A 23,731-nucleotide genomic window follows, 5' to 3' on the forward strand; every position below is an offset into this window, starting at 1 on the left:
CACACATCAAACAGTGTGACATATCCGGTTCTATTTTTCAATATGCAACTGCTTTCCTTTCCTTGCCTGAACCCAAATAACAATGGCAGCAATCATTAAGATAGCAGCAGCGATGCTGGCTGAGAGACTAACCTCGGGCTGCTGATCCTGCTTTACGGCAATAGCAATAAACGACCAAACAAACACTAGAACAAAGGCAGGGTCCACAAACCTAAAACCGATGACAACAGCAAGCAAACTGGCTGCAATCAATAAAGTAATAGTCCAAGCAGCATCAGATAAACCAAAGCCATTCCACTCGGCAGCGTACAAAACGACAGCTGCATTTACAATAGAAGCTACGCAGATCCAACCTAAGTAAATGCTGAAAGGCAGCCGTACAAGCCATTGTTCCATAGGAGCAGGAGGCTGCTTATCCTTTCGAATTGCGCTATAAATAACGATTAGCGAGATCAGCAGAGCGAACATAATGAATACGCTGCTGGTTAGTTTCTCATAGTGCCACAGGAGAATCCAAGCGACGTTGAACAGGCAGCTTATGATGAACCATGGGCCGATGTTCTGTACATTTTTGCTTTTGCCAGCACGTGGCTTGAACTGATAAATGACGAAACCAATCAGCAGCAAATAAATAATAGACCAAATGGAGAAGGCATATGGTGCAGGAGTGATAAGCACAGGGTACTTAGCGGATATTTCTCCAGTCGTTTTCCCGTTGATAGGAAGCCACTGTGCAAGTCCATTAACTGCAAGCACGGCGGCGAGACCGGCAGCATTTAACCAGCGAATAAGATTTTTCATACAGCATTCCTCCAAAATGTTACTTTTATTGGACTTCTTTATCATATGTAAACAAGCTTGGTCGCTTTTATTCGCTATAATCTCATTCCATCCAAAAATGTGAGGTTTAAGTATGCATCAAATGACCGAACCTATCACAAGAGGTGATGGCAAATGATGATATTAATTGGTGCGGCATTAGCTGTTGGCGCCGTTCTCATGGGCTGGTTGAGTCGATTGAGTGGAACAGTCAGTCGAGTTTTGGATGGGCTTGCGGTTACGGCCATCTTTTTATTTTTTGTAACCGCAGCGGATGCCATAACACAGACTCTCATGGATGATACGGTGTTTATGACGGAAGTGCATCGTGTACTCAAAAATTTCGTTTTTTTAATAAGCGGCGCTTATCTTGGCCCTTATGCGCTGGCAAGAATAGCGCTGCAGTCTTCCGCTATGCATAGGCGAAATTGACTAAAGAATCTCTGTCGTCAACGAAGCAAGTGATTAACGGTTAACCTTCATCAAGCCTTGCGATCATTTCCTATATTCCGTTATGATAAGAGCAGACTTTGAAGGAGGTTTCAACTATGGGCATACATAAGCTGCGAAAGCCTGAGGCTGTCATATTTGATATGGATGGAACGTTGTTTGAAACGGATAAATTGCTGGTGCCTGTTCACCACCGCGTTTTTGAGACGCTAAGGGAAGAAGGGCTTTACGAGCATGAAACGCCGCCTGTAGAACGGCTGCTAAGCTGCTTAGGCATGCTGCTGGAGGATATTTGGCGGCAGGTTATGCCAGATAGTACAGAGGCTGCTCGGAAGCGGGCTGATGTCTTGCTGCTTCAGTACGAGCGCGAAGGCTTGGAAAGAGGCGAAGGCCAGCTGTACCCATTTGTCGAGGAAACGCTGCGTGAGCTGCATTCACGTGGGATTAAGCTGTTTGTAGCCAGCAATGGGCTTGAGGAATATGTGAAGGGCGTTGCTGAATTCAAAGGCATTGCGCCTCTATTTGACGGCTTATACAGTGCGGGAGAATATGAGACTTCAACCAAAGTCGACTTAGTTGCTCGCCTGCTTAAGGATCACAATATCCAATCGGCTTGGATGGTAGGAGACCGCTCTTCGGATGTGGAAGCGGGCAAAGGCAACGGTCTTCAAACGATCGGCTGTGCGTATGCTACATATGGTCGTGCTTCAGAAATTGAGGGAGCGGATGTACTGATTAATGATTTCCGCGAGCTCCTGCCTTTATTGGAACAATAATAAGCAGTTTGAATAAAAACACACCTGTTAGGGAGGCCAAGAGATGGCGCCGCCCTAACAGGTGTGTTTTTTTGCTATGGATTTCAAATGCTCAGCCGCATCACAGCTCCTTATCAGAAATGAAGTTCTCATCCACACGGGCATCTGATACGGCAGCCTGCTTCTCTTTACCTTTCTTTCGCTTCTTCTGGTTATATAGCCAGATGGCATATTCCAGAGGTCTAATAATCGCATTGCGATAAACCTCTTTCTCTCCAGCCTGTGCAAATACTTCTCTAGCTGGCTTCGGATTTACCTCCAGCAGCCAGATCCCGCCTTTTCGATCAATTGCCAAATCGAGAGCAAGCTCACAAAGTCTGCCGTAATTTTGCTCTAAGTAAGCGGCAATGCCGACCCCCAGCTTCTCTGTCTCTTCCTTAACCTGCGCGACCTTCGCATCATCGCGAAGCCATTCCTTGAGCAAGCTGCTCATCGTAGCAGCATTGCCGCCGCCGTGTAAATTAGAGGTAATGCTGCCGGATGCCCCGATTCGTCCAGCGCAACCGGTAACTTCCCAATTGCCTTCTCCGTTTTTTTGAACAAGCATCCGATAATCGTGCACACGTCCGCTAGCAAGCTTTATTTGAATGCCCTGCTGGGCGATGTAGCGATTGCCTTTCAAATTCCAAGGAGCCAAATAGCTGTTTAAACCTGCAGTGGAAATATATTGCGGTCGTATAATTTTTCTTGATTGATCCCGGCCTTGGATGTGAAGCTGACCATCCTTGCGCCGTTCGATTCGCAAAATTCCTCTGCCGCCGGTTCCATTAATAGGTTTGAGATAAACAAGCTGATGTTTTCGGATCATATCGGTAATATCTTGATTATCGGTGACATACTTCGTGGCAGGCAAATAGCTTTTATATCGAGAATCTTTCGAGAGGATGCGATGGATGGTCCATTTGTTGCGAAGCGGGCGATTAAGGAACGTAAGATGTCCATAGCGTTCACGAAACTTTTTGAGCTGGTCAAAGCGGTAGGTACGTTGGATTCGGCATCGATCATAAATCATATTTGGAAACGAGGTCCACCTTCGTGACCATGTTTGTGTGTCAAGATTGTAGAACTGCGCGTGAATTTTGTTGTTAATATAATTGACGTCCATTGGCGTAAACACGAAGACGCTTAGTCCCAGCTTTCGTCCAGCGGAAGTCATTTTCTGATAGATGGAACGTTCCTCCAGATGTCCGGCTTCATTGAGATATAGAGTCAGGATGCCTAGGACGGGCTGTTTCATTCGTGGTTCCCCTTTCAAAGCGAAGCGTCGGTTTGCCTGTTGGCCCTCTATGCATGGAAACGGCTGTCATGCCTAAACGAAAACATAAAGCCATGCTTGCCGTATTGTCCGTTGCCACATTGCAAGTGAGTTTCCCTAAACGTTGAATCATGGCTTGAACGAGTGAACTGCCAATCCCGAGGCTTCGAGCTTCGGGATGGACGACGACCATGCACGCAGCCTCGCCGCCGTCCTCTGCAAAACCGAAGCCGACGACGCGGTTGCCCTGCTTAGCAACAGCAGCAACCGCGCCGCATGGACGGCTCACTTCATCTTGTAGTAATGAAGGATCAAGCTTTCGGAGCGCATGAATAGTCGAAACTGCAAGCCGCTTATCTCCGAAGCGAATGGCAAAGCCAATGAGTCTTTTTTGTTCCGCTAACCATGCTTCCGGTGTAAGCAGCTCTAGATCCACGTTATGCGCCTCCTGCTTTTTCTAATTTTGTTCTAGCTAAATAAGCTCCATAATGAAATACGCGCTCTAACGATTTTTGACGAATATGAGGCTCGTCGAATTTCATAGGCTTAGAATTAGCTTCGAAAAACCACATATTCCCTACGCTGTCGACGCCTAAATCCAACGACATTTCGCCGAGCTGCTGGCCTGAGGCGCGTTCAATCTGCTTAGCGATAAGAACGGCTGCATTTTTCGCTTTTATAAGCAGTTTACGCGCCTGCTCTTCATTAAATGAATTAATGAGCAGCTTCTCTGGGTCTTCAATCATACCGCCGCGAGGAACATGGGTCGTAATGCTGGATGCGCCTGCAATTCGGGCGCCTATTCCAGTAATATCCCATTGCCCTCGTTGGTTTTTTTGAACAAGCGCACGAAGGTCAAATCTTCGGTCCTGGAAGGAGGCGAGCTTGATGCCTTGTTGAGCGATATAGGCCTCATTGCCGCTTTGTTTCTGAATACGACTCCAAAGTTTATGAAGGGTGGAGCAATTGTAAGTCGTACTCTTTTTGTTTTCTTGAATTCTTAGCCGATAAGGAAGCTGCTTCTCAGCGTGAACCTTGATCGTCATTATGCCTTTACCTGCTTTTCCGCTTTCTGGCTTTAAATAAAGATAGGAATGTTTTCGCATCATGCGTTCCAGGCTCGTAACCGAAACGAGTTTTCGTGTTAATGGGATATAAGGTTTGGTCAGTTTTGATAAACGAAGCCATTCGAATAAATCCCATTTGTTGAAAAAAGCCGGATTAAACAGCGTGACTCGCGGATGCTTGCGGCAGGCGTTGATCTTTTGCCTTACAGCCGGTTGGATCTCATCTTCGCGCAGCGGAATTCGGTTGTAAATCACGTCGGGAAAGGGCAGCAATCTCTGCTGCCAGCTGTCCTCAGCTTCATTGAAGACATATCCCTTTAAGCTGCTTCTGGTCAGAAGCAGGTTTTTTACGGTGAGGACATAAACGATGAAACCCATCGATTGACCCGTTCTAATCAAATCGACAAAATTGCTTCGATTGCCGCGAAAGAGCTGAACATCATCATCGATCGTCAAAATCGCCAATACGGTTCGGCCGGCACGCTGCTCTCTAACGTCTGCATCATCGGGAAGTAAGCTATCCATCAGCTGGTACCTCCCTCATCTTTGAAGCGGCTGAGATACAAGCAATGCTCTAAGATGTAAGATAGCGAAGCGCGGCCCTCAGAGCGAAGCGCCGGATGCTTGAAGATTGATCGTCCAGGCTTGGCGTTCGCTTCGAACATCCATACTTCTCCATCCTTATCAATGCCGAGATCCAGTCCCAACTCACCAAGTCTATGAGGGTAGTTGCGTTCGATCGCTTCTGATAGTTTAATCGCAGCCAGCTTTGCTTTCTCAAGAACGGCATCTGCTTGCGTGCCGAATGTTTTGCCAAGCGCTTGCTCAGGCGTCATGAGCGAGCCGCCGTTTTTCACATGCGTAGTTACACTTCCTCGGCCTGCTTTTTTGGCTCCGATTCCAGCAGGAACCCACTCGTTGCTGCCGTTCTTATGCATGTGAAAGCGAAAATCGAGCGGGCAGCTGTCGATCTCAACTAAGCGAATGCCTTGCTGAACGACATAATGATTCAAGCTGCTGCCATGCTTCGCCTGAAGCATCCGCATTAAGCTGCTGAATTGCGTGAATCGAAGCAGCACATTTTGGCTGCCCTTGCGATAGCGGGCGAAATACCCGCGCTTCGGGTGATAGGTCAATCGGTAGATTCCTACTCCAAGGCTGCCTGCCGTAGGTTTGTAATATAGAAATTGATGTTTCTCCAGCATTTCCTTAATTTTTTCGGAAGATGGACCAGAGACCGATTCAGGCAAATGAGTCAGCGCTTCAGGATCATTATCAAGCAGCTTGTAGACATCGGCCTTGTTGAAGAAGCTCCAATTAAAAAATGGGATTTTGCGGCGCACGAAGCGTTCGCGCAGTGAATTAATGGATGCAGATGTCTCCGCTTTGCGGCTCGGAAGACGATTGTACACGACGTCCGGGAGCGGAACGATTTTGCGATACCAGCCGCCCTGCGGGTTAAGGAAATAGCCATTGACCGTTTCTTGCTGCCAGTTGATGTCGCTTGGTGTAAAGCCGAAAAGGTAAGCTTTATGTTCACCTGTTTTAATGACTTGCTTGATAAATCCGGTACGCGGACCAAAAGGATTGCTCTCAGAGCGTGTCGAATTGTCGCTCAGTATGCCGACCAGCGGTCCGAGCTGAACCTCATTATCGCCTGAATTAAGCACGTAAACGTTGCCTGACTTCGGCACTTTAATCGATTGACGGATGGCAGTTGATAAATACAGATGATTGCCCGGCCGCTTCAATGGCTTGATTTCAGCTACGATTACCTCTTTGCCCAGCTTGAGGTGAACCGATTTTTTGCCTGAGAGCTTGAGATGTTTGAGCAGTGGGCTGGATAAATAGACAATTTTATTCGATTGCTGTGAGAAATGTACGTTACAAGTTGTCAAACTCATCGATGAACCTCCTGAACGTTGAAAGGCCGTAATTGGTTGTCAGAACTTGAATGATGACGACGGCCATTTGCGAATTCATTGGCTACAAAGGACGGTGATAGTCGCCTAGACAGCATTCGTGCATATAGAAGCGGTCTTTCAATGGAAAGCCGCTCGGCCTCATGATCGCTTATGATTCCAAAGGAAGAGCGGCCAGGCTTCGAGTTCGCTTCGAGCAGCCATATTCGGCCGCTCTGATCAATGCCATAATCTAAACCGAGCTCGGCAAATCTGCCGAATTTGCTTTCCAGTCGTTCTGCCGTTTGCTTGCTTATTGTATGGATCATCTCTAGCAAACGTTCGGATTTTGACTCGCCAAATTTGGCTGACAGCAGCTTTGCCGCCGGGACGGCGCCGCCCCCGCCATGAAGATTGGATGTTAAGGAGTCCGCTTGCCCTGTGCGCACAGCGGCTCCAGAGATCGACCATCTGCTCTTCTCATCCTTTTGAATGAGCACTCGTAAATCAAATGGTTTGTTGTCATTGCCGCTAAGCTCCAGATAGGGCTGAATCAAATAGGAGGTTCCACTTATGAAACGATGAATCCATCGCTCAAAAGCTAAATCCTCCTTAAAGGAGACCGAGAAGGGATGGTTTCTTCGGTTTCGACCTTTTATGAGCAGTGATTGCTCAAACGGGCAGCGCTTCACAAGGATGATGCCTCTGCCCTGCATCCCTGAGGAAGGCTTAAGAATGATGCCTCCTCGGAAACGATCGGCGAGCTCAAGAAGCTGCTGTGTCGTTTGCATGGGAAGAGTAAGCGGCAAATGCCTACTCAGCATATGGTCTTCTTTGAGTGCTTCATACACATCGAGCTTCCCAGGAAGTTTTCCGTTTAGAAGCTGGTAAGGCTTAACTTGAGCAAGGGAACTGAGCATGCGGCGGCAGTTTATTCGCTGATTGGCTTCAGTAAAGAAACAGCGGTCATAGATGATGTCAGGAAATGGGACGGTCTGTTTAGAAAAATGCTCGTTCTCCAATCGATAGCCTACGAGAGACTCCGTATGCTGCTGAAAGTCTTCTGCTGTAAATACATAGACGTCCATGCCAAGCTGCTCGCCGGCAATGCTGAGCGCACGATAGAAGGAAGGCTCTGGCATTACCGGAATAGATGCATGCTCTGAGGCATTATCGTTGATTGAGGCCACGAGAATGGCAAGTTTGACCTTTCGATTCTGCATAGAAGCCTCCGTTAAAAGCCCGCTAAAAAACGGGAGTATTGAATCATCATGCGGACGGATGGACGAATTTTATTGTCATTTAGCGGTGTGTTATCATTTTTTGACGGTTTGGAATTGACTTCCAGCAGCCATACGCGGCCTGCCGTATCCATTGCAAGATCGATGCCGAGCTCACCGAAATGTGCTGGTATTTGCGCATCAACGCCGCGCGCGATATTTAGCGCTGCCTGTTGGAGCCGCTTCGCTGCTTCCTGCCTGCTAACCCCTGCCTGCAGATTTGATTTTGCAACAGCTTCTCCAACCGTGCTGAGCGTGCCGCCGCGCGCTAAGTTTGAGACAAAATGATGAGTTCCGGCTGTACGGGCTACAATGGATGTGATCGTCCATTTACCGCTCGAATTTTTTTGGACGAGTGCGCGGAAGTCGACTGGCCGCTTCTGGATTTCAATGAGCTGCAATCCCTGTTGAATTTGGTATCTCACGGTTTTCATCTTCGCGGATATCGTTGAGAAGAGCTTAACCAAGCTCGTAAACTGCTGTCTTCGAGTACCAGCCGAAGTCGCATACATCACTTGGTAATTGCTCGAATCAAGATGAGTAATCCGAATGATTCCTTTTCCTAAGCTGCCGCGAACAGGTTTGAGAAAAACGCTGCTGTACCGAGAGCACATTGATTTCAGCATCGTATAGTTGCGCAGCAGATGCGACTCAGGCAAATAGCGAACCAAGCTTTCATCTTTCTTAAGTGCATCGAAAACCTCGGTTTTATCCAAAAACTTTTCATTGAAAACGGTAGTCTGATGGTGCTGTTTTACTTCTTTCATGAAATGTTGTACGCTGGGTCTGTTCTCCAATTTTCGTGAGGTAAGACGGTTATTAACGACGTCAGGAACGGGCATCGAGAGCTTCCGCCAGCCGTCGGAATAGATCCAGCCATCAATGTTGTCGATACTTGTGCCGATCTGATTAGGTGTGAAAAAATAAACGTACGCGCCTTGCGCTGTACAGGCTTCAACAAGCTCCCTGCAAAACATAGTAATGGAACCAAAGGGTTTATCCGGCATATGCGGATAATCTCGGCTAATGAGAACGCCGATTAAAGGCCCAAAAACGAGTGTGGCAGTGCTGGCTTTGTATTGCAGTCGGATCGATGTGCCATTTGTTAATCCCATCTGTCTGGCTAAACTTTGACTGATCCTCATTCCGTCGTACTTTGCGACAGGAATAACCTTTACATGCTGCCGAAAAGCACCAAACTTTACGAGAATGTGCTGGCCTTGAGGGATTTTCCACTGCTTTACTTGTGCTTCGCCAAGCATGAGCGTATCCTCCGGAAGCATACCGGAGCTGATCACCTGTACGGCTACTTTCGATTTGAGCATCATAAATCTCCTTCCAAGCAGGAGGATGACGATAAGAGGTTAGCGGCCTATAGGTGTTTTACACGAATTACTTCAGCATATGAGGACATCTATTCCTTTGTGAATCAGAAACGGTTCTGAAGCTTGTGTTGTTTTAGCATGCTTTTCCATCAAGGATTTGGTTCATGTATAGAATAAGGGGTATGATTGGACGTATTGAATACCAAATGAGAGCGATAAGAATGGGAGAGAGACGAATGAACATTTATGACAAAGCTTATGAATTAGCGAAGGCGCTTAAGGAAAGCGAAGAGGCATTGCTATTAAAGGCTGCGAAGCTGGAAGCAGAAGCTGATGCAGATGCAAAGGCAATGCTGGATGATTTTCGCGAGCGGCAAAACTTTTTACAGCAAAAAATGATGGCTGGTGAAGAGCCTTCTGCCGAAGATATGGAGAAGATGAGCAAGCTCTATGAAGTGATTACGCTTAATCCGTTGATAGGCAAATTGATGGATGCGGAGCGCCGGTTTGCCGTCGTGTTTGAGGATGTTAACCGCATTATGTCCGATGTGCTGAAGTCCATTGTAGACTAATAGGAGACATATACCCTGTCCCTCCTTCATAGAATGATTATGCGGACAAGAATATAAGCCGCTTATGACCGTATGAAGGAGCTGAAGGGAATGTTAGCTGGAAAAGGCCGTCATGTATTGTATTTGCTTATTGCGCTGGCGATGCTTGTATATGCGATTCCGCGTCTCGAGCTGAATGCGCCTTGGAGCTTGATGAGTGTATTCGGATTAGTATGGATTTTGTTCTCTTTAATCATCATAACGTCACATGTCAATGCGCTGGTTATGAATGATGAGAGACGGAAGGAGCTCGCGCGCATTAAGCGAGCGAAGGCGCTGTTATGGGAACAGAAGCTTGTTCAGAAGGCGACAACTGCCCGCAGAGCCCGAGGTTAGCATACAACAAAAAAAAGATCCGTCGGTATTATACCGTCGGATCTTTTTCTTGTTTATAACCATATTTGACGAAACCTTCTTATTGGATTTCTTTAAATTGAACAAGCTGCTTAACGAATTTATATACCGCTTCCTGCTCCTTTAAGCTTAAGCCGTTCATTTGGTGGGCAACCTTCGTGGCATATCCTTCATCGTCAGTATCATCTGCAGCATCGGGGCTTGGAACAACGTTCACGATTCTCTCGAGCGGCGTTTGAAGGGCAAACGCGATTTTGCTTAGCACATCAATCGTTGGATTTTTTTCTCCCCGCTCAACCTGTCCCATATAGGAAGCATTTATATCAGCGCGAAGAGCAAGCTGTTCTTGACTAAGCCCTCTTTTTTTGCGCAGCAGTCGAATGTTCTCTCCTACAAGTCCTGCAATCCCACTCATTGATTCACCTCAGCCTAACGATAAAACTTTACTAGTCTATCAACAACATTCTATAGAGCATATTAAAAAGAGTGACTATAGTCATTGRCTAATTGATGGTCTCTTTACTATAATTGTGTAAAAAAGTATCATTCTAATAATATCATTGCCTTTAAAGGATCAATTTACCATTTTAAATAAAAGTGGTAGGATATATAAGGGCAAAATCAGTGGACACGAGGAGGATGCAAAGTGGTTGACGAATTCGAATTTTTCAGAAAAGTTCGCGCATATTATAACAATGTTCCATTCCTTGTTCAGTTCACATACCGCTTGTCTCACCGTGTCGATAAGGCTTTGGCAGCACGTGGCTCATTCAGCTGTCGTGTTAACCCGCATACCCAAATCGTTGAATATGTGCTTGACTTAAAATCAGATCCTATTTCTCGGCCGCACAGCGAGCAAAGCTCTTTTTTGTTCTCTAGCATATACGATGAAATTCCATCACAAGTGATAGAAATGAATCAATTCCTTATCCAATCACTGCGATATCCGATTCCGATTGAATATGATTGGCAAGCGTTTATTATGTCAGGCGCTGAAGATGCCATCAACGTTCAAACGGTACAGCAGCTGTTCAAGAAATGGCGGTTTAAAGGCTTGGAGGGTCAGTTGATCGATGGCAGGCTGCGTACGAATCAAGTTCTGCTTCAATGGCAGCTCTAGATTAGGCCCGAATTGAGGGTGAGCATGACTTGTTCCTCGCTTTCTCCTATAATAGGGAGAAACAAAGGCAAGTGGACGGAGGATATAAGGTGGCTTCAATCGGACCAGGCAACGAGACTAGCACGAAGCATGAACAAATATTGATTTATATACAAAGCTTGAAGATTGGAACGAAAATATCCGTACGCGCGATTGCCAAGGAATTAGGCGTCAGCGAAGGAACGGCTTATAAAGCGTTTAAAGAAGCGGAAAGCTCAGGGCTTGTCAGCACGAAGGAACGTATCGGAACGGTGCGAATTGATCGGAAACGGCGTGAAGCGCTGGACCAGCTTACATTTGGCGAGGTTGCCGAGATCGTGGAAGGCAAGCTGTTCGGCGGAGCAGCCGGCCTTGATAAAACGCTGCATAAATTTGTCATTGGTGCAATGGAGCTGGATGCGATGCTGCGCTACATTGACGAGGGCAGCTTGCTAATAGTCGGCAACCGTATCGGGGCGCATCGCTGCGCGCTTGAGGAGGGAGCAGGCGTATTGATTACAGGCGGTTTTGAGCCGAGCGCGGAAGTAATCAAGCTTGCTGACGAGCGCGTTCTCCCAATCATCTCATCGCGGCATGATACGTTTACAGTCGCCTCCATGATCAACCGTGCGATGTACGACCGGCTTATTAAGCGGAAGATCATGCTGATCGAAGACATCGTAACCTTTAGCAGACCCGCTGATGTGATGCGAATCGGGCAAACGGTTTTGGACTTCCATAAGATATCGCGGGAAACGGGTTATTCCAGATTTCCAGTAGTCGATGTAAGGGGCAAGGTTGTTGGCATGATGACGGCTAAGGATGCTGTGGGATCGCCTGAGGATAGCGCGGTAGATAAAGTGATGACAAAAAATCCGATTACAGCGGCACCCAATATAACGGTCACTTCGGCTGCTCATACGATGGCTGCGGAAGGTATTGATTTGTTGCCTATCGTTGACAGGCATCGCAAGCTGTTAGGCGTTGTGACGAGGCAAGAAGTGCTTGATGCGATGCGATTTGCAGGAAAGCAGCCGGAATCGGGAGAGACTTTCGAAGACTTAATGTGGACGGGCTTTATGGCGACAACAAATGTTAATGTCATTGGTCAGGACGAGCTGGGCATTGCTTATAAGGGAATCATTACACCGCAAATGTCAGGTGCGCTTGGGATGGTGTCGGAAGGACTTCTCTCTACGCTAATGACGCAAGCGGCTCGCAGAATGATTCGAGAAACGGCGAAGCGTGACTATTTACTGGAGAGTATGACGACTTTTTTTGTAAGGCCGGTTCAAATTGACAGTGAGGTTACGATCATACCTAAAGCGCTTGAGATGAGTCGGAAGTTTACGAAGCTTGAAATCGAAGTGAAGGACAAACAAGGCTTGGCCGCCAAAGCGATGCTGACGGCCCAAATGATTGATCCGTATTAATTGCACATTTAATTTCTTGTCGAGCTGTACGCGCTGAGATTGCGAAGACCGGCAAACACATTAAATACACCGATCACAAGGAATATAGCGCCAATTACGATGCGAAGCGTAGATTCTCCGGACAAGAATAACTGAACGAGAGCGATAAAAAGCAGCATGGCTCCCATGCTAATATTCATTCTAGCTGTGAAGAGGCCCCGGGTTCTCGCATCAGTGGAGCGGCGTGATTTAAAGCTGAATACAGCCGAAAGCACGAGTGTAATTAGGATGCCCGGCATAAGCAGCCATTGCATCAGTTGATCCATGGAAAAGCAACTCCTTTTAAGTTACGTATGTACAGCTTCGATCTTGTGAATAGACAGGCTCTATTGTATCACGAATCGCAGCTGTATGCTTAAGAAGGAGGCTTTGCATAATCACGCACCTTGATCCAGACATGCAGCACATTATCAACGACAAGAATAGTCTTAACCTCAATGGTATAGTCCTTGCTGTTCACATCCATATAGACCTTCTTCTCAAGGAGGTTGCGTGCGAATTTTGCGTCAGAGTCAATTTCATAAATGCTTTGCCCAAGGAAGACGCTCAAATCCCCTTTTATCCGCTTAATAATCAACGCCTCGGTAACTTGATCAAGATGGGGCCTTCCCGTATTTTGGCCGGCTTCTTTCTCTACACGGGGCAGGATGCTTTTTATAACGGTATGCTGATTCTTGAATTCATTTAAATGCTTTAAATCCGTTTCGTATTGCTCCAGCTTAACCTCCAGCTCACTCTTCAATGTGATTAAAGCCTCAAATTGCGCCAAATAAAGCGAATTGTACACAATTGCGCCAATGATCATCCCGAGTGTCAATACTCCTACCATTTGCAGTCCTCTCGTGAAACGGCTAAACGGCGGCACGCGCATCGCTTAGGTGGCCCCCTTGCAAATAAGCCGCACCAGCTCTGTGCCTAAATGTGCACCCAGAAAAGCGATAATAATAAAGCAGATTTGCTGGGCTGCCGGCGATAACTGACCATCCATAATGTTGCTTTCAATGACTCGAACGGGATCAATCGACCCCCCGATTGCTGCGACGATCGCCCATATTTTCAGTTTTATGGCTGTATCGAGCATTGTATGGGCTGGCGGCATCAGCATAAACACCGATCCCACTGCTGCAAGCGTAGATCCACCTAAAACAACGCCAAATGCGATAAAGAAATCAAGTCCTGCTTTGGACAAAAAATAGCTCACCCGTATCCCTCCAAAAATATAGTCTTGTAGATTAACACCGCATGCTTGTATGCTCTGCTACCATTCTATGGGCGTGTCCATCGCTATTATGATAAAATAGAATTATCTTATTTTTGGACGAAGCGGAAAGGAACCGATGCGATGAGCGGCCATAATGAACAATCTTTCGTGCATTTGCACGTCCACAGCGAATATAGCCTGCTCGACGGCGCCGCCAGAATTAAAGATTTGACAGCTAAAGCTGCGGACCTCGGCATGAAGGCACTTGCGCTCACCGATCATGGAGTCATGTACGGAGCTATTCCTTTTTACCGGGCATGCCGTGCACAAGGAATAAAACCGATTATTGGGTGCGAGCTATATATGACGACTGGTTCTCGCTTTGAGAAAGGGTCGCGCAAGGAAAATCCAATCTATCATTTGATTGTGCTTGCCAAAAACGGAGCGGGCTATCGAAACTTAATGAAGCTCTCCTCCATAGCACATTTAGAAGGGTTTCACTATAAACCCCGCGTTGATTTGGAGATGCTGCGTGAGTACTCTGAAGGGCTGATTTGTTTAAGCTCTTGTTTGGGGAGCGAGATCTCTCAGCATCTGCTGCATGACCGCTTGGAGCAAGCGCGAAGCAGCGCTTTGCGTTATAAAGATATTTTCGGAGATGACTTTTATTTAGAGCTGCAGGATCATGGTCTTCTGGATCAGAAAAAAGTAGCTGTTGATATGATAAAGCTTGCAGAGGAAACAGGTATTAAGCTGGTCGCTACAAATGATGTGCATTACTTGCAGGCTGAGGACGCTGCTATGCAGGATGTGCTTATTTGCATCGGTACGGGCAAAACGACAGAGGATACTGATCGATTGCGCATGCTGACGGATCAGATGTATCTGAAGAGTGCGGACGAAATGGCGCTGCTGTACAGACATGTGCCTGAAGCGATTGCGAATACAGTTGAGATCGCGGATAAATGTGAGCTTGAGCTGACGCTTGGACGCGCTGCGCTTCCTGTTTTTCGGCCGGTACCATCGGGTATGAGCTCATCCGATTACTTAATTACTTTATGCCGCGACGGATTAGTTGCTAGATATGGCGGAAATCCAGAGTGGGTTCAAGATACTGATTATAGACAAAAGGCGGAGCAGCGGCTCGAATATGAGCTGTCTGTCATCGAGAAAATGGGATTCAGCGATTATTTTCTGATCGTTTGGGATTTTATTCGCTTCGCTCATGATTCAGGCATTAGAACGGGACCTGGACGGGGCTCGTCCGCGGGCAGCCTTGTTGCGTATACGCTTCGAATAACGGATGTTGATCCGCTGAAATATAAGCTTTTGTTCGAGCGATTTCTTAATCCTGAGCGAATTTCCATGCCCGATATTGATATTGACTTCAATGATGAACGGCGTGACGAGGTCATTGCTTACGTGGCAGCTAAATACGGCGAAGAGCATGTTGCTCAAATCATTACATTCGGAACGATGGCGGCCAAGGCAGCAGTTCGGGATGTAGGCAGAGCTATGAACGTTCCGTTTCAAGAGGTGGATCGAGCAGCTAAGCTTATTCCAAACCAACTGGGCATTACGATTGAGGAAGCGCTTCGCATGAGCAACGAGCTGCGTGAAGCAAGCGAGCGTCAGCCGAAGACGGCGGCTATGCTGAAGATGGCCTTGAAGGTTGAGGGCATGCCAAGGCATGCCTCCACTCATGCTGCGGGTGTTGTGATTTCTCAGGAGCCGCTTACACACTATACGCCTATACAGACAGGAAGCGAGAGAATTCCGCTCACCCAATATTCAATGGAGCATTTAGAAGCTATCGGGCTTCTAAAAATGGATTTTCTCGGCTTGCGTACACTCTCCATTCTAGAACGGGCACTGCACGCGGTTAAGGAGCAGCACGGCAGAGTGATCGATTTCCATACCATTAGCGATAGTGATCCGGCAACGTATGCCATGCTGAGCCGCGGCGACACGACCGGAATTTTTCAGCTCGAGTCTGCTGGTGTGCGGCGAGTGCTGAAGGAAATGAAGCCAACGGAATTCGAGGATATCGTCTCCGTCCTTGCACTCTACCGTCCCGGCCCGATGGAGTTTATTCCTAAATACATTCAAGGCAAACACGGGCTCGTAACGGTTGAGTATCCGCATCCGTCGCTAGAGCCTATTCTCTCTGATACGTACGGCATTATTGTTTATCAAGAGCAGATCATGCAAATTGCCTCCTTGATGGCTGGCTTTTCTCTTGGCGAAGCGGATTTGCTGCGCCGAGCAGTATCCAAGAAGAAGCGTGAGGTGCTCGACGAAGAGCGGGCTCACTTTGTGAAAGGAAGTCTTGCACAAGGGTATTCAGAAACGGATGCCAATCATGTCTACGACATGATTGTTCGATTTGCCGATTATGGGTTCCCTCGGGCGCATGCAGCAGCATATGGAGTACTCGCCTTTCAGACAGCATGGCTTAAAGCTAACTATCCTGTGCCGTTTATGGCATCGATGCTCGCTTCAGTTACAGGAAATCAGCGGAAGACCGCTGAATATGTGGATGAATGCCGGCGAATGGGCATTGCTGTGCTGCCGCCTGACGTTAATGAAAGCAGCGTATCGTTTACACCTGTAGAGAAAGCGGTTCGATTCGGGCTGGCAGCGATTAAAAATGTCGGCACACAAGCCATTGAAGCGATTTTAAAAGAGCGAAAGGATCGGCTCTTCGATAGCCTTCTGGATCTTTGCCAACGTGTAGACCTGCGGGTTGTGAACAAGCGGGTGCTGGAGTCGCTCATTCAGGCGGGAGCTATTGATTCGTTGCCAGGACATCGTGCTCAGCTACTAGCTGCATTGGAGGAGACGGTAGAGACAGCAATCAAATGGCGTAAAGACCGTGAAGAGCTGCAAATTGAAATGTTTGGTTTAGATGAGGTGCAGAACTGGGATGTCGAGCTGCCCGAAATCCGTCCGTACACGACAGGGCAACAGCTTGATTTTGAAAGGGACCTGCTGGGGCTTTATTTATCCGGCCATCCGCTGGATGCTGCCGAGCAGCAGCTGTCAGCGCTAGGTCTTGATCGGTTGGTTGAGCTGTCTGATGCAAAGGACGGGGCGATTGCTATTGTAGGCATTATGGTCGTATCCATCAAACCTTTCACGAATAAGAAAGGTCTGTCCATGGGTTTCCTCGAGCTTGAAGATCGCATAATGCGTGTGGAAGCTGTCGTATTTCCAACGATCTGGAAGCGAATCGAAAGCAAGCTCAAAAAGGGCGGCTTAGCCATTATACAAGCAACGGTTCAGCAGCAGGATGATGACTATAAGCTCATCGTTGAAGATTGTGTACCGATTGAACATGCGGAGATGGAGCTTGCGGATCACGTAGGACGGCTGCAGAAGCAGGCGAAGGCTCGCGCGGCAAGAACGGGCGGGAGCAGCTATACTTCTCAGGGCAGTACTCAGAAAACGCAAGGCCAAGCTAACCGAACGACGTCACCTAGCAATCGGCCAGCTTTCCAGACTAAGACTGCTGATAATAGTAGCGTTAAACCCGGCCCTCAGTCCGGAAATAACCGCACGACACCTGCATCCGATGAGCGCAAGCCGCAGCGCGTATATATAAAAATTTTGGCTGAAAATGAACAGCCTGCTGTCCTTGAACAGCTAAAAAGTGTTTTGGCTGGTCATGTGGGACAGCTCGCTACCGTGTTATTTTATGTACAAGGACAAAAATCGATTGCTCTCAGCGATAGTTATCGCGTTAAACCATCTGCTGAGCTTATCTCAGCCGTTGAGCAGCTCTTGGGTGAAGGCTCGATCATCGTAAAATGACAACGGCATAAACGAGCTGATGCGAAACCATCTGCAATCTATTTCTCGCTTCGGGTAAATCAGAAATTAAAGGCTGATCTTATGCTTGAAAATATGCAATGGCGAGAATAGGTTTGAGCTGAGCAAACCGTGGTTTGAAATTATTTCGATAGTGAGATTATGCAAAAAAATAAGAAGAAAAATTATTCTTTTGCCATGAATATTTGGTATTGATGCAATAGGATTTCTACCCTCCTGCTTTATCTTGCAAGCAACGGCATTTCGTATGCACATCAGAGCCTATCTGTGCATATGTTTAGAGATACATGTGAAGATGGCTATGGGGCTCGGAGAGTGCGAGCGCCGCCTGAGGACAATGTCATCTGCTCACGCCTATGTTTCCAAGATAAACGTACAAGCAGTTACGGGAGGGATGAGTCCTATGACAGGAATCGAGAAATGGCTCTTAAAACGAGGGGTATCCATCGATGATGTAACAGAAATCGTTTATACGCTGCAGCGTCCCTATAATGGTGATTTGACGATGGAAGAGTGTGAGGAAAGCGTAAGGGCGGTGCTTGGCAAACGAGAGGTTCAATATGTCATGTATACGGGTATGGCCCTTGATGAGTTAGCTGAGCGGAAGTTATTGCCAGAGCCTTTGCAATCGATTATGGAAAATGATGAGTCGCTTTACGGTGTGGATGAGACGCTTGCGCTCGGCATTACGAATGTTTACGGCATGATTGGATTGACGAGCTTCGGATATTTAGATAAAGTAAAACCCGGTATTATTCGTCAACTAAATATAAAAGGTGAACGAATTCATGTTTTTTTAGATGACCTGGTTGCTGGATTAGCCGCTGCCGCGTCTGCTCGAATTGCACATCAGGACCCGAAAGCGATCCAATATGATTTGCCGGATTCGCCTTAACTATGGTATCATTGTGAGATCATATGGCCTGTTACCGGGATAGCTGTGCTTAGTAAGTGAGCTTTGTGGAAGCAAAGTTTTCAGGAGGTACCATGATGTGGACGGTCATTTATATCGCACCAACAGCAAAAATTGCAGATAACATCAAGAAGCGGCTAACGGATGAAGGGTTTCTGGTGAAAATCCGCTCCGTCAATCTGTCCAAACAGCAATACGAGATACTAGTTCCGTCAGGCGAGTTGGAGGAAGTTCAAGAAGTATTCAACTCCATTATGCGGCCATTATGATGGACTGCTCTATACTATTGCGCCTTGAGAGGTGTCACACGTGCAAATAAAAGATTTATTTACTAAGAAAAAATATGCAACAATACCTTCGGAACCACGCAAGCGTGAAGTTCCTGAGGGCTTGATGAATAAGTGCTCCAAATGCGGCACGATTCAGTATAGCAAAGAGTTGGAAAAGAATTTGAAGGTATGCTCATCCTGCGGTTATCATTACCGTCTAAGCGCGTTGGAGCGTATTGCATTAACGCTTGATGATGGGCATCTGGTAGAATACGATGCCAATATGGAATCCATCGATCCTCTAAACTTCCCAGGTTACGCGAGCAAGCTAGAGCAGCAGAAGAGCAAGTCGAGTCTTCGCGAAGCTGTCGTAACAGGAGAAGGTACGATTGGTGGTTTTCCTGTCGTCGTAGCAGTCATGAGCTTTGATTTTTTCACTGGCAGTATGGGATCCGTAGTTGGAGAGAAAATTACAAGAGCGATCGAAGCGGCTCATGAGAAGAAACTGCCGCTTCTTATTTTCTCAACATCGGGCGGCGCCCGGATGCAGGAAAGTATTCTTAGCTTAATGCAAATGGCCAAAACGAGCGCGGCACTTTCAAAGTTTCAAGGTGCCGGGGGTTTGTTTATTTCGATTTTTACCGATCCTACTACGGGCGGGGTTTCGGCAAGCTTTGCGAGCTTGGGCGATTACAATTTGGCCGAGCCTGGCGCGTTGATCGGTTTTGCCGGACGAATTGTTATCGAACAAACGATTCGCCAGAAGCTGCCTGACGACTTCCAGACGGCTGAGTTTAACTTGCAGCATGGCCAATTGGATAAAGTCGTACACCGCAAAGATATGAAACCTACGTTAGCAAAGCTGCTTGATATGCATTGCGTAAGGGAGGAAACATCCTATGGCGGGTGAGCTGCCTTTTGAAAAACCGTTGAACGACTTGCGGCAGAAGGTAACTGAGCTTAAGACCTTAAGCGTGGAGAAGGGTATCGACTTCACGGAAGAAATTCGCGGTCTTGAGCTTAAGTGCAAGCAGCTGGAAGAAGAATTGTATAGTGAGCTGACTCCGGCTCAAAAGATGCATATGGCGCGTCATCATCAGCGTCCGACATCGTTAGACTTCATTCAAACGGTATTTACCGATTATATGGAGCTTCATGGAGATCGTCTGTTTGCAGATGATCTTGCCATCGTTGGTGGCCTTGCTAAGATAAACGGTGTTCCAGTTACTGTTATTGGACACCAGCGCGGCAAGGACACTCGTGAGAATATTGCTCGTTTCTTCGGCAGTCCTCATCCTGAGGGCTTCCGCAAGGCGCTTCGTCTAATGGAGCAAGCGAACAAATTCAAGCGGCCAATCATCACGTTTATTGATACGAAGGGTGCTTATCCGGGCAAAACCGCCGAGGAGCGAGGTCAATCGGAAGCGATTGCGCGCAACCTGCGGGAAATGGCCGGCTTCGGCGTGCCTATTATTTGTATCGTTATTGGTGAAGGCGGCAGTGGGGGAGCACTCGCTTTAGGCGTCGGAAACCGTGTATTAATGTTGGAAAATGCGATTTATAGTGCAATCTCGCCAAATGGAGCGGCATCCATCTTATGGAAAGATGCTTCCAGGGCAGATCAAGCAGCTGAAGCCATGAAGATTACAGCCAAAGACTTGTTAGAATTTGGTGTAATTGAGGATATTGTTCCAGAGCCGCAGGGCGGCGCACATAAGGACTTGGCATTTCAAGCGGAGCAAATTAAGGAAAAGCTGTGGCAGCATTTACAAGAACTTATGAAAATGAGTGCTGAGCAGCTTATCGAAGATCGGTATAATAAATTCCGTAAAGTCGGTCAATTCAAGATCGTTGAAGAGCCCGGAGATGTGGCGGACGGAGCAGTTGCCGATACAAATATCGGTATAAAAGCGGACGCGGTGAATGTATCTCAGGAACAGGCGCCGGAAGCAACTCCGACCGTTCAATAGTGAATAATATGTAAAAATGATTATTTCACTGTACAAGCAGTGGGTTGTCATGTCAGTATAGTAAAGAATATCAGGCAGTATACGGAGGAAACTTAACATGCGTAAAACGAAAATTGTTTGTACTATCGGTCCATCCAGCGAATCACTGGAAAACACAAAAAAGCTAATCAATGCAGGTATGAACGTTGCCCGTCTTAACTTCTCACACGGAGATTTTGAAGAGCACGGCAACCGTATTAAAAACATCCGCATTGCAAATGCAGAACTTGGTACTTCGGTAGCGGTTTTGCTTGATACGAAAGGCCCTGAAATTCGTCTTGGCAAGCTTAAAGAAGAGCCTATTGAGCTTAATCAAGGTGAAATCGTTACGCTTACTACAGAAGAAATTTTGGGTGACCGCAACCGCGTTCCTATTACTTACAACAACCTTCCAAACGATGTAACAATTGGTTCAACTATCCTCATTGATGATGGCTTGATCGGATTGACAGTTGAAGAGGTTAAAGGTACTGAGATCGTTTGCCGTATCGTAAACAGCGGTCCAATTAAAAGCAAAAAAGGCGTTAACGTTCCTGGCGTGAAAATTTCATTGCCTGGTATTACGGAAAAGGATGCTAACGATATCGTATTTGGTATCGAGCAAGGCGTAGACTTCATCGCAGCATCTTTTGTTCGTAAAGCGAGCGACGTGCTTGAAATTCGTGAATTGCTTGAGCGTCATAATGCAGGTCACATTCAAATTATCTCCAAAATTGAGAACCAAGAAGGCGTAGACAACCTTGATGAAATTCTTGAGGTTTCTGACGGTCTTATGGTAGCGCGTGGCGACCTCGGCGTTGAAATTCCAGCTGAAGAAGTGCCGCTCGTTCAAAAAAATATGATCAAAAAAGGTAACCGTGTAGGTAAACCTGTCATTACAGCAACACAAATGCTTGATTCCATGCAGCGCAACCCGCGTCCAACTCGCGCAGAAGCGAGTGACGTTGCAAATGCGATTTTTGACGGTACAGATGCGATCATGCTTTCCGGCGAAACAGCTGCGGGAAGATATCCAACTGAATCCGTACAAACAATGGCTCGTATTGCTGAGCGTGCGGAAGCCGCTTTGGAATACCGTGAAATTTTCACAAAACAAGCTAATGCACAACAAGTATCCGTTACAGAAGCAATCAGCCAAGCTGTTGCTAACTCGGCTCTTGACCTTGGTGCAAAAGCGATCATCACATCGACGCAAAGCGGCTTTACAGCTCGCATGGTATCGAAGTACAAGCCTAAAGCTCCAATCATTGCTGTAACGACTGATGAGAAGGTATTGCGTCGTCTATCTCTCATTTGGGGCGTATTTGCAGTGCTTGGTCCAGATGCGGATACAACGGATGAAATGTTCGAAAATGCTGTAAAAGGCGGAATGAGCACTGGATTCCTAAGCTTGGGAGATACAGTTGTTATTACAGCTGGCGTTCCAGTTGGCCGTGCTGGCACTACAAACCTTATCAAAATCCACCACATTGGTGAGCTTTTGGCACAAGGACAAGGTATCGGCAGCCAAACAGCTATCGGTAAAATTGTAGTAGCTCGTACACCTGAGGAAGCTATTGCAAAAACAACTCAAGGTTCAATCTTGGTAACGATCTCCACAGATAAAGAATATATGCCCGCATTTGAAAAAGCTGGCGCAGTTATTACAGAGCAAGGCGGAATTACTAGCCATGCCGCTGTAGTTGGCCTGAATCTTGGAATCCCGGTTATTCTTGGTATTCAAAATGCAACTGAATTGCTTCAAGATGGCATGGAAGTTACCATCTATGGCGAAACAGGCGTTATCTATCACGGCCAATCAAAAGTACTGTAATAAAACAGTGCCTTTGTTAACAACAATATAGTACAAAAACAAAAAGCGATGGTGATCTCACCGTCGCTTTTTGCTAATCAATTCGTCAAAGCATATTCGATTTGATAAAAAATGGGGGGACATTTATGCTGTCAGCTTCCACTTGGGTTCTGCACCCGCTGCGCGTTCGTTATCAGGAAACCGATCAAATGGGTGTCGTTTTTCACGGGAATTATGTAACTTGGTTCGAAATTGGACGTACTGAATGGATAAGAAATGCTGGTTATGACTATAAAACGATTGAAGAGCATGGATTGCTGCTGCCGGTTATAGATTTGCAATGCCGCTATGTGCAACCCGCTCGCTATGACGATACTGTAGTCGTTTGTACTCGAATTGCGGATTGCAGCCCTCTGCGCGTATCCTTTGAATCACAGGTTAGAAAGGTATCACTGGATGATTTCCATGCGTCAGTAGTATCAGAAAGCGAATCACTGCCTGGAGAACTGCTCGTGGAGGGTGGAACCAAGCATGTGTGGGTCAACGAGTCATGGCAACCAGCGCGCTTAAACAAAGTCATGCCTGAATTGTATGAACTGCTGCGTTCGAAGTAAGTTTGCTGCGCAAACCAAGCTTATGCTTACGAAGTAAGTTTGCCGTACAAATTGCGATGATATTATGCTGCTTAGCAAACCAAGCTTATGCTTACGAAGTAAGTTTACTGCGTAAACTTTGGAGGAGGTCCAATCATGTATAAATGGCTGTTGGCAGTTTTAATTGTTGTTCCATTAGTTGAGCTTTGGGGAATCTTTCAAGTTAGCGGCTGGATCGGGGGCTGGAACACTTTTTTTATACTGATCCTCATGGGTTTGGCAGGCGCTTATTTGGCTCGAATGGAAGGGCGAAAAGTATGGGGCGAGGCTCAGCGTCAAATGCAAGCTGGACAAATTCCTGGCCAGTCGCTATTAGATGGATTATGTGTGCTAGCAGGAGGCATTTTGCTGCTGCTGCCAGGGTTTCTGTCTGACATCATAGGCATTACGCTGCTTATTCCATTTACAAGAACCTTTTATAGACTAATCATGCTGCGTGAGTTAGAGAAAAGAATACGAAACGGCAATTTTAAGATCGGAAGATTCTAATATTTACGTGACATTTACAAAAGGTTAACATGGCAATAATAGTCATGCTTCATAATGAGATAGATACAAGTCGTTTCTTGTCGTTAT

General features: G+C 46.8%; 25 protein-coding genes. 14 read left to right on the plus strand and 11 right to left on the minus strand.

Going from position 1 to position 23,731, the window contains the following annotated elements; translation table 11 throughout:
* Positions 1-30: 30 nt before the first annotated feature.
* Positions 31-801 carry a TspO/MBR family protein gene (locus AC1DOV_RS09000; RefSeq protein ID WP_477511016.1) on the minus strand — a complete coding sequence of 257 codons (771 nt, stop codon included), beginning with the start codon at positions 799-801 and terminating at the stop codon, positions 31-33.
* A 153-nt stretch (positions 802-954) separates the two neighbouring features.
* On the opposite strand from AC1DOV_RS09000, the gene AC1DOV_RS09005 reads away from it, so the two are divergent.
* Together AC1DOV_RS09005 and AC1DOV_RS09010 are read left to right on the plus strand one after the other, a co-directional pair.
* Positions 955-1,251 carry a hypothetical protein gene (locus tag AC1DOV_RS09005; protein WP_477511015.1) on the plus strand — a complete coding sequence of 99 codons (297 nt, stop codon included), beginning with the start codon at positions 955-957 and terminating at the stop codon, positions 1,249-1,251.
* A gap of 116 nt (positions 1,252-1,367) precedes the next feature.
* Positions 1,368-2,045, plus strand: coding sequence for an HAD family hydrolase (locus AC1DOV_RS09010; protein WP_477511014.1), 678 nt, complete (start codon positions 1,368-1,370; stop codon positions 2,043-2,045).
* Between the two features lie 100 nt (positions 2,046-2,145).
* Here AC1DOV_RS09010 and AC1DOV_RS09015 read toward each other — a convergent pair whose 3' ends face one another.
* The 6 genes from AC1DOV_RS09015 to AC1DOV_RS09040 are packed head-to-tail and all read right to left on the minus strand — an operon-like array spanning position 2,146 to position 8,912.
* Positions 2,146-3,321 (minus strand): YheC/YheD family endospore coat-associated protein, encoded by a 1,176-nt coding sequence (locus AC1DOV_RS09015; protein ID WP_441875601.1) that lies wholly within the window; start codon positions 3,319-3,321, stop codon positions 2,146-2,148.
* Entirely contained in the window at positions 3,278-3,775 is a 498-nt protein-coding gene (locus AC1DOV_RS09020) for a GNAT family N-acetyltransferase (RefSeq protein WP_477511013.1), read from the minus strand. Before AC1DOV_RS09020 ends, AC1DOV_RS09015 begins: the two co-directional genes overlap by 44 nt.
* A 1-nt stretch (position 3,776) precedes the next feature.
* Complete coding sequence (locus AC1DOV_RS09025; protein ID WP_441875607.1) at positions 3,777-4,931, minus strand: YheC/YheD family endospore coat-associated protein; 1,155 nt, start codon at positions 4,929-4,931, stop codon at positions 3,777-3,779.
* Complete coding sequence (locus tag AC1DOV_RS09030) at positions 4,931-6,310, minus strand: YheC/YheD family endospore coat-associated protein (protein ID WP_441875610.1); 1,380 nt, start codon at positions 6,308-6,310, stop codon at positions 4,931-4,933. The genes AC1DOV_RS09025 and AC1DOV_RS09030 overlap by 1 nt, the downstream gene beginning before the upstream one ends.
* Positions 6,307-7,530, minus strand: a complete 1,224-nt coding sequence (locus tag AC1DOV_RS09035; protein WP_477549748.1) for a YheC/YheD family endospore coat-associated protein — start codon at positions 7,528-7,530, stop codon at positions 6,307-6,309. Before AC1DOV_RS09035 ends, AC1DOV_RS09030 begins: the two co-directional genes overlap by 4 nt.
* Positions 7,531-7,541: 11 nt before the next feature.
* Positions 7,542-8,912: a YheC/YheD family endospore coat-associated protein gene (locus AC1DOV_RS09040; RefSeq protein ID WP_441875617.1), complete on the minus strand. Its 1,371-nt coding sequence runs from the start codon at positions 8,910-8,912 to the stop codon at positions 7,542-7,544.
* A gap of 236 nt (positions 8,913-9,148) precedes the next feature.
* Between AC1DOV_RS09040 and AC1DOV_RS09045 the strand changes: the two genes are divergently transcribed.
* Together AC1DOV_RS09045 and AC1DOV_RS09050 are read left to right on the plus strand one after the other, a co-directional pair.
* Positions 9,149-9,484 (plus strand): YlbF family regulator, encoded by a 336-nt coding sequence (locus AC1DOV_RS09045; protein ID WP_441909043.1) that lies wholly within the window; start codon positions 9,149-9,151, stop codon positions 9,482-9,484.
* 90 nt (positions 9,485-9,574) lie between these two features.
* On the plus strand, positions 9,575-9,859 hold the full coding sequence (locus AC1DOV_RS09050) for a hypothetical protein (RefSeq protein ID WP_339207799.1): 285 nt from the start codon (positions 9,575-9,577) through the stop codon (positions 9,857-9,859).
* A 79-nt stretch (positions 9,860-9,938) separates the two neighbouring features.
* Here AC1DOV_RS09050 and AC1DOV_RS09055 read toward each other — a convergent pair whose 3' ends face one another.
* On the minus strand, positions 9,939-10,292 hold the full coding sequence (locus tag AC1DOV_RS09055) for a helix-turn-helix domain-containing protein (RefSeq protein ID WP_339207801.1): 354 nt from the start codon (positions 10,290-10,292) through the stop codon (positions 9,939-9,941).
* 231 nt (positions 10,293-10,523) lie between these two features.
* Between AC1DOV_RS09055 and AC1DOV_RS09060 the strand changes: the two genes are divergently transcribed.
* Both AC1DOV_RS09060 and AC1DOV_RS09065 read left to right on the plus strand, forming a co-directional pair.
* Complete coding sequence (locus AC1DOV_RS09060) at positions 10,524-10,997, plus strand: hypothetical protein (RefSeq protein WP_076267806.1); 474 nt, start codon at positions 10,524-10,526, stop codon at positions 10,995-10,997.
* A 71-nt stretch (positions 10,998-11,068) separates the two neighbouring features.
* Positions 11,069-12,448 (plus strand): DRTGG domain-containing protein, encoded by a 1,380-nt coding sequence (locus AC1DOV_RS09065; protein WP_339207802.1) that lies wholly within the window; start codon positions 11,069-11,071, stop codon positions 12,446-12,448.
* Positions 12,449-12,456: 8 nt separating this feature from the next.
* Here AC1DOV_RS09065 and AC1DOV_RS09070 read toward each other — a convergent pair whose 3' ends face one another.
* The 3 genes from AC1DOV_RS09070 to AC1DOV_RS09080 form a co-directional block, all read right to left on the minus strand.
* Entirely contained in the window at positions 12,457-12,753 is a 297-nt protein-coding gene (locus AC1DOV_RS09070; RefSeq protein ID WP_477549749.1) for a YtpI family protein, read from the minus strand.
* An 89-nt stretch (positions 12,754-12,842) separates the two neighbouring features.
* Positions 12,843-13,358 carry a sporulation membrane protein YtrI gene (locus tag AC1DOV_RS09075; protein ID WP_477527917.1) on the minus strand — a complete coding sequence of 172 codons (516 nt, stop codon included), beginning with the start codon at positions 13,356-13,358 and terminating at the stop codon, positions 12,843-12,845.
* A gap of 3 nt (positions 13,359-13,361) precedes the next feature.
* Positions 13,362-13,688 (minus strand): YtrH family sporulation protein, encoded by a 327-nt coding sequence (locus AC1DOV_RS09080; protein ID WP_076267803.1) that lies wholly within the window; start codon positions 13,686-13,688, stop codon positions 13,362-13,364.
* 141 nt (positions 13,689-13,829) lie between these two features.
* Here AC1DOV_RS09080 and AC1DOV_RS09085 point away from each other — a divergent pair, with 141 nt between their 5' ends.
* From AC1DOV_RS09085 to AC1DOV_RS09120, 8 genes are all read left to right on the plus strand, one after another.
* On the plus strand, positions 13,830-17,501 hold the full coding sequence (locus tag AC1DOV_RS09085; protein ID WP_477549750.1) for a DNA polymerase III subunit alpha: 3,672 nt from the start codon (positions 13,830-13,832) through the stop codon (positions 17,499-17,501).
* A 421-nt stretch (positions 17,502-17,922) separates the two neighbouring features.
* On the plus strand, positions 17,923-18,414 hold the full coding sequence (locus AC1DOV_RS09090; RefSeq protein WP_076267801.1) for a phosphatidylglycerophosphatase A family protein: 492 nt from the start codon (positions 17,923-17,925) through the stop codon (positions 18,412-18,414).
* 95 nt (positions 18,415-18,509) lie between these two features.
* Complete coding sequence (locus tag AC1DOV_RS09095) at positions 18,510-18,701, plus strand: glutamate decarboxylase (protein ID WP_076267800.1); 192 nt, start codon at positions 18,510-18,512, stop codon at positions 18,699-18,701.
* A 40-nt stretch (positions 18,702-18,741) separates the two neighbouring features.
* Complete coding sequence (gene accD / locus AC1DOV_RS09100) at positions 18,742-19,611, plus strand: acetyl-CoA carboxylase, carboxyltransferase subunit beta (protein WP_076267799.1); 870 nt, start codon at positions 18,742-18,744, stop codon at positions 19,609-19,611.
* A complete protein-coding gene (locus AC1DOV_RS09105; RefSeq protein ID WP_076267798.1) occupies positions 19,601-20,671 on the plus strand; it encodes an acetyl-CoA carboxylase carboxyltransferase subunit alpha in 1,071 nt (356 codons plus the stop codon). The genes accD and AC1DOV_RS09105 overlap by 11 nt, the downstream gene beginning before the upstream one ends.
* A gap of 97 nt (positions 20,672-20,768) precedes the next feature.
* Positions 20,769-22,523: a pyruvate kinase gene (gene pyk / locus AC1DOV_RS09110; RefSeq protein WP_076267797.1), complete on the plus strand. Its 1,755-nt coding sequence runs from the start codon at positions 20,769-20,771 to the stop codon at positions 22,521-22,523.
* A gap of 125 nt (positions 22,524-22,648) precedes the next feature.
* Positions 22,649-23,116: an acyl-CoA thioesterase gene (locus AC1DOV_RS09115; protein ID WP_477549751.1), complete on the plus strand. Its 468-nt coding sequence runs from the start codon at positions 22,649-22,651 to the stop codon at positions 23,114-23,116.
* Positions 23,117-23,251: 135 nt separating this feature from the next.
* On the plus strand, positions 23,252-23,644 hold the full coding sequence (locus tag AC1DOV_RS09120) for an FxsA family protein (protein ID WP_076267795.1): 393 nt from the start codon (positions 23,252-23,254) through the stop codon (positions 23,642-23,644).
* Positions 23,645-23,731: the final 87 nt, after the last annotated feature.

Source organism: Paenibacillus sp. 01T47 (assembly GCF_056398245.1).